Genomic DNA, 5,724 nt, shown 5'->3' on the forward strand with positions numbered 1-5,724 from the left:
AGCAGGCGCCTGCGGGTCTGGGCATGACTTACGCCCCCTTGCTTAAACAACCCATTCCGGTACCGGAAGGATTGCAGCTGAGCTGGAGTGTCACCGGCGCCAACAACAGTGGTCTTTTCACGCTGCGTGCAGTCTGTGCCAACACATCTGTGCCGTTGACTCTCGAGAGTCGGGTGATCTCGAGAACACTGCTGGTGCAGGAAATCACCCGAATTGAAGTACGAGGCAGACCGGTCTCTGAGGTCGGGGCAATTTTTTTTCGCGAAGAGCAGGCCGAATTCAAGTTGACTTTCGAGCCCGGGATGCAAGGGTTAGCCGTGTTGCTTGAAGACACCGACGCTCCGGTCGGGATGGTCTACGTGCCAGCGCTTCGACAACTTACCGACGTACCGCAAGGCCTGACTTTGAGCTGGAACGTCACGGGGGGTAAGGTCAGCGGTTCTTTTGCGTTGAAGCTTAGCTGCGCGGGTGTCACCACGGCGCTGACCCTCACCAGTCGGGTGATGTCGAAACTCACCTCGGACGCATTTGAATCGATCACGCTCAATGGCGAGACCATCGATGATCTGAGTAAACCAGACCTGGTGTTTTTTCGTGCAGGCACTCATGTGCTGGAGCTGAAACCCAAGTCAGGCGGGCCGTTGCCTGAAATGAAGGTGGCCCTGATTGCTGGCGACATTAATCCAAACCTGGGCATCACCTACACCCCTCCGCTGGGCGAATCCCATACCCAGGACATCCCCGAAAACGGCTCGGTGAAGTGGACCATTATCGGCGGCAGTCAAAGCGGATTCTTTGATTTGCAATTCAAGTTCACGGAAACCGATGAAGTCTTTCCCTTGCCTTGTCGGGTGCTCTCCAAAAATCTGAATGATGAGGCCGAGGTCACGATCCGCGGCGAAACGGTTCCCGCCGAGGGTAACTTTTTCCTCCGGGGACAGGCCCAGACCGTCACACTGAAGCTCAAGCCCGGCAGCCCGTTGGATGGCTATCCGGTGACTCTGACGTGCGCGATCAAGAGTGGGCTGGTAGCGGCCAACGTGGTGAGTGTCCCGGCATTCGACGCAGAAAAAACAACTCACAGCTGGGATGTAACCGGCTCGACCAAAAGCGGCACCTTCCAGCTGAGCCTTACGGGCAAGGACATGACCACGCCGATCACCGTAGCGCTCAGTACGCTGCTATCTGCAAGTATTGAAGATGAAGCGACGGTACAACTGGATGGTAGCGATATATTTTGGAGAGGCAGGCCTCGAATACTCACGCTAGTCCCAAATACCGGTAGTCCAATAGCCGGTGCGCCCGTGGTTTTACGCTGGGTTACTGGTTCAGGGCTTGAGACCAAAGACCTTAAGTGTTCTCCAGAATTGGGCGATCCAACGACGATCCATAGTTGGACTATTACCGGCTCAGCGGAAAAGAGCGGTAGTTTCTTGTTGGACCTGATATTAGAAGGTTCGAATATTCCGATGACACTGTCAACCAGCGTATTGCTGTCCAGTGACTTTGCTGATGAGGTCACTCCAAAACTTGACGACATTGTAATTCCGATCGGCGGAGCTGTTTTTCCTGGGGGAATAACTCACCAGCTAACATTGGAACCGAAAGCCAATAGCCCATTAGCCTATATGCCCGTCAGTTTGCAGTGGGGGGGAAGCTCATCACTTAACGCAGAAGACTTCAAGTGCAACCCGAACTTCAACGCCCACACCTTAAATCTACAATGGGCAATCACAGGTGATAACAACAAGAGAGGGGACTTTAGTCTTAAACTCCTTTGGATTGGCTTGTCCGAGCCAATGCTACTTCCGACACTAAAACTGCAATAAACTGAAGAAACATGCTGACCGAATACGAACCTGGAGTGCTTAGCGTTGAAGATTGAGAGGTGTGCCATACACCGTATTGATCTGAGCGAGACACTGATGCTATTCAAATATAATATCAAACGAGAAAGCCGCAATGAAAACTAATACATCAAAACCAGAGATACGCACTGCACAAGTAGGGAATGCAAGTAATGGTCGCGCTTCGATTGTTGAGCATGGTAAAAGCCTCGAGCCTGATCAGGGGCTGCATGAGCGGTCTGATTACTATATAACAAATGCTGAGATGACTCTGGTAGAGGGCGGTTTGTTTAGAGTTAGATTTCAGTCTTTGCATAAAGAAACACATCAACCTGGTAATCATTCGGTGGCGCTCTCATTTGAAGGGTGGACCTATTGTTATCATATTTTTCCAGACGTGGATGGCTGGGATGATGCTATTTATACGCCAAGCAAACCCGGCCCGACCTGGGTGAAAATCAGTTCAGTTCCTACTTGCCCAATTAGAAGTGAGGACCAAATACTACTGACATACCCGAAGGACAATTAGAAGCGACGCGAGTGTACCAATAGTGAGCTCAAGCAATTCATACTGAGGAACACCACCATGCACCGTGAAAGAATCCCACCTCCAGCCCCCACCATTACACGCCCGGAAGCTAATGCCAGCATCGAAGGACATGGAACCACTTTCTATATTATGCCTTGTCAAGATGCCATTGGAGTAGAGATAGAAATCTCCAAGGAGGGCGAAGCCCCGATGATTAATGCTGAAGCCAGCCCCACAATTCATGGTTTGTGGGGTGTGCGTTTAAGCCAAAACCTTGGGCTGGGCTACTATGTAGTCAAGGCCAGACAAACCCTTGGAGGTGGAGTCCCCTCCGGATGGACTGGAGGCGTTCCTTTTAGGGTTGGTGTGCCACCCAAGCCATAATGTTCAGCAAACACTAAAGTTCAAAGGAGAAAAAATCGGACTGAACCATTCTGGGTACAAAGTAGGTGTTAACCCTCTAAGGAAGGTCTGAAGTACCCACCGATTTTTGAGGCCCTCGCTGCCTGAGGTTCAAAAAATCAAACTCGGTCGAACAATCGTATGCGATCCATAACCCCCACCTGTTCAAAAAAAGGTGGGGCGTTCAGCATGCAATATTCTTTTATTTCTTGTGCTTGATATCCACCACCGTCCCCGCCCGTACGTCTTTGATCGGCGAGAGCACGTGCGGCGAGATATTCCAGCGCTGTCCATTATCGCTGACCACGGTGACGCTCTTGCGGTTGAACTTCATAATGGTTCCTGACAGGCGCCCACTGCTGGGTGAGTCGAAGCTTACCCGCGCACCAGGATGGAACTGTATCATCGATTTGTGCGCTTCCAGCGACTCCAACATCTTCAGGCGCTCAATGATGTGGTGATTCAACACCACTCACTCATCAGCACTCAGATGATCAATATTGATACTCATAATGTCTCCACACTCCACGGCAACAGTGCTTCAAAGTCCTCTACCGACACGGCTCGCGGCAAGCGCTCCAGTACGTGGCGCAGCCACGTATGGGGCTCTTGACCATTAGCCTTCGCGGTTTCGACCAGGCTGTAAATCTGCACGCTGGTCGTCGCACCTTTGGGGGTATCGCTGAACAACCAGCTTTTTCTTCCAATAACAAACGGCTTTATTGCTCGCTCGGCCTTGTTGTTGTCTATGGGTAAAAAACCGGTTTCCACATAACGCTCCAACCGACTCCAGTTACTCCCCAGATAGTTGACTGCTTTGCCCAAGGCGCTTTGCGGGGTGACGTATTGCTGGTTTTTCTCCAGCCAGCTTTTCAACTCGGCGAGCACCGGTAAGCTCTTTTCCTGACGACCGACAAACAGCTGTTTGTCGTTGGCATCCTTGAGGTCGCGCTCGATGCCATACAGCTTGTTGATCATCGCCAACGCAACATCGGCACGACCCACCTTGCCCTTAGGCTGCACTTTCTGCGTATCGGCAAACTTGCGTCGTACATGGGCCATACAGGCCAAGCGTTCAACGCCCGGTTGCAACGCCAAAGCGTTATAGCCCCCGCAATCATCAGTCATCAGATAGCCGCGATAATCACCCAGCAAGCGCAACGGTACCTCCTGCGCTCGGCTGGTGATGTAGTCAAAAAGGATGACTGGACGCTCAGGTGGCCCGCTGGCTTGCACCCACATCCAGGATTGGCTGGTCGGATCTCGATCAGGCTCTTTCAGCACCTGCACCCGCGTTTCATAGCAGTGAATCACTGGGCTTTCCAGCAATCGATCACGCATCAGATTAAGCAGCGGCTGGAAGTGCTCACAACACTGAATCACCCAGCGCGCTAACGTTTGACGCGGGATATCGATGCCGTGACGACCGAGGACTTTTTCAAATCGGTACCGCGGTAAACCGTCGACGTATTTGGTCGTTAGCAACATTGCCAAGACGCTGGGGCTGACCATGCTTTTTTCGATCAGTTGCGCCGGTTTCTCGGCAGTGACCGGCGCTGTTTCACAACCTCGGCAGCCATAAACCTTGCGGATATGTTTGATCACGCGGATCTGCATCGGCACGATCTCCAACTGTTCGCTGGTTTCTTCGCCGATGGCATGTTTGCGGCAGCCGCAGGCGCAAGTCAGTTCGTGGACAACTTCTATACGCGGAAAGTCAGCAGAAAGTGGCTTGCGTTTGCCACGGCGTTTGGTCGGGGTGACGACCTCTTCAGTTTCTTCGTCGACCTTGTTAACTCTGGACACAGAGACACTTTCGGCTTCATTAAACAGCACAAGCTGCGGGGTTTCAGAGTCGACGGTTTGTTATTTCAGGTCAACGATCTGACTTTGTTTAGCGCGGCGTTCCGCAAGCAGTATTTGCTTGAGCAGAACAGGGTCATCAGGGAGATCATCTGGCATTGAAATCATGCCCGGATTATACCCAGCTACGCGATAAATCGCGGCGTAAAAACTTGATGCGGACGGTTGCGCCACAGATCAAAACCATCGAGTAACCAGTTCAGTTCCTGAACCGTCAGCACAATGACCTCCTCGGTCGTATCGGGCGAGGTTTTGAAACGCTCGGCCTCGAGGCACTTGAGGAAAAGACAAAAGCCGTTGCGCTCCCAATACAGCACTTTGACCCGATTACGGTTCTTGTTGAGAAAAACGAAAAGCACCGGGTCGAACACCGCGACTTTGATATCCAACTCAACCAGAGCGGTCAGGCCGTCGATGGATTTTCGAAAATCCACGGGCTTGGGGTAGAGGTACACTTTTTCGACTTTGGCGTCGGGACGCATTATGGCGGCTGGCTCCTGAAAGAAATCGGGGCACAGCGTCAGTTATTAGATTTCGGTTTGGAATGTGGGTTTCATGGTGCGCTTACGGAACACTCTCGGTGAAACGCCGTTGAACCGCGCCGCTGATGCTGCCGCCCTTGCCTTCATCAGCCGAAAGAAGTAATTCATTTCTTATTCCCATATCAGTGCTTCCGGTGATTTCTTATCGCGAACTTCTATTTCTAACTGTCATTTATGACAGTAGACGCCGCCTTGCCCATCTCCGACAGTGAAGCTCCCGCCGAGCCTCAGGAAATCGTCAAGATGGCACTCGAAAAAACTATCGCCGCCGGCCCGTTGTATTTCTGTCACGGTGGCGAACACACCCTCACCCTCAACGCTCAACAACACAGCGCCTGGATCAATCAGGGCGTGTGCCTCAAAGAGCCGCCGGGCAAGACACTGCCGCTGTCGACCAGCCCCGCGATCGGGGCCTTTCAGACGTTTGCCGACACCGGCGCGACCTGGACAATCACCTGCCCCACCAAAAACGCTGAGGCCCCGGCAGAAGAGTTTCAACTATGGGGCCAGACCGAGTACACCTCCCCGGCCTACAAGATCG

Annotated in this window: 4 protein-coding genes and 2 pseudogenes; 3 read left to right on the forward strand and 3 right to left on the reverse strand. The window is 52.4% G+C overall.

From position 1 onward, the window contains the following. Together BK659_RS24440 and BK659_RS27685 are read left to right on the forward strand one after the other, a co-directional pair. Positions 1-1,829: hypothetical protein (locus BK659_RS24440; RefSeq protein ID WP_123427872.1), on the forward strand; the 1,829-nt coding region annotated here is incomplete at its 5' end. A gap of 133 nt (positions 1,830-1,962) precedes the next feature. After that, positions 1,963-2,376, forward strand: coding sequence for a hypothetical protein (locus BK659_RS27685; protein WP_148050453.1), 414 nt, complete (start codon positions 1,963-1,965; stop codon positions 2,374-2,376). Between the two features lie 604 nt (positions 2,377-2,980). On the opposite strand, the gene BK659_RS28110 is transcribed toward BK659_RS27685, so the two are convergent. The 3 genes and pseudogenes from BK659_RS28110 to tnpB form a co-directional block, all read right to left on the reverse strand. Continuing rightward, positions 2,981-3,112 (reverse strand): hypothetical protein, encoded by a 132-nt coding sequence (locus tag BK659_RS28110; RefSeq protein WP_259740306.1) that lies wholly within the window; start codon positions 3,110-3,112, stop codon positions 2,981-2,983. Positions 3,113-3,285: 173 nt separating this feature from the next. Beyond that, positions 3,286-4,749: pseudogene (gene tnpC, locus BK659_RS24455) on the reverse strand (IS66 family transposase). A 17-nt stretch (positions 4,750-4,766) separates the two neighbouring features. After that, complete coding sequence (tnpB, locus tag BK659_RS24460; protein ID WP_123427876.1) at positions 4,767-5,123, reverse strand: IS66 family insertion sequence element accessory protein TnpB; 357 nt, start codon at positions 5,121-5,123, stop codon at positions 4,767-4,769. A gap of 303 nt (positions 5,124-5,426) precedes the next feature. On the opposite strand from tnpB, the pseudogene BK659_RS24465 reads away from it, so the two are divergent. Next, positions 5,427-5,724, forward strand: a pseudogene (locus BK659_RS24465) (hypothetical protein); the annotation flags it as partial.

Source organism: Pseudomonas brassicacearum, from assembly GCF_003732225.1.
Classification (GTDB): Bacteria; Pseudomonadota; Gammaproteobacteria; order Pseudomonadales; family Pseudomonadaceae; genus Aquipseudomonas; species Aquipseudomonas brassicacearum_E.